The following is a 669-nucleotide window of genomic DNA, read 5'->3' on the forward strand; positions in this document are numbered from 1 at the left end:
GTTTATGGTTAAGACTACGACGGTATCTGATCGTCTTCGATCCCCTAACTTTCGTTCACTGATTAATGAAAACATCCTTGGCGAATGCTTTCGCAGTAGTTAGTCTTCAATAAATCCAAGAATTTCACCTCTGACAATTGAATACTGACGCCCCCGACTATCCCTATTAATCATTACGGCGGTCCTAGAAACCAACAAAATAGAACCGCACGTCCTATTCTATTATTCCATGCTAATGTATTCGAGCGTATGCCTGCTTTGAACACTCTAATTTTTTCAAAGTAAAAGTCCTGGTTCCCCGGCACACCCAGCGAAGGGCATGCGGCTAGCCAGAAGGAAAGGCCCGGCCGGACCAGTGCACGCGGTGAGGCGGACCGGCCAGCCAGGCCCAAGGTTCAACTACGAGCTTTTTAACTGCAACAACTTTAATATACGCTATTGGAGCTGGAATTACCGCGGCTGCTGGCACCAGACTTGCCCTCCAATTGTTCCTCGTTAAGGGATTTAAATTGTACTCATTCCGATTACAAGACCCTAAAGAGCCCTGTATCAGTATTTATTGTCACTACCTCCCCGTGTCGGGATTGGGTAATTTGCGCGCCTGCTGCCTTCCTTGGATGTGGTAGCCGTTTCTCAGGCTCCCTCTCCGGAATAGAACCCTAATTCCCC

At 48.0% G+C, this 669-nt stretch carries 1 rRNA gene; it reads right to left on the reverse strand.

The features are described 5' to 3' along the window. Window positions 1-669: ribosomal RNA gene (locus DBZ45_RS22820) — 16S ribosomal RNA — on the reverse strand; the annotation flags it as partial.

The sequence above is a fragment of the Arthrobacter globiformis genome (assembly GCF_003261175.1).
Classification (GTDB): domain Bacteria; phylum Actinomycetota; class Actinomycetes; order Actinomycetales; family Micrococcaceae; genus Arthrobacter; species Arthrobacter globiformis_A.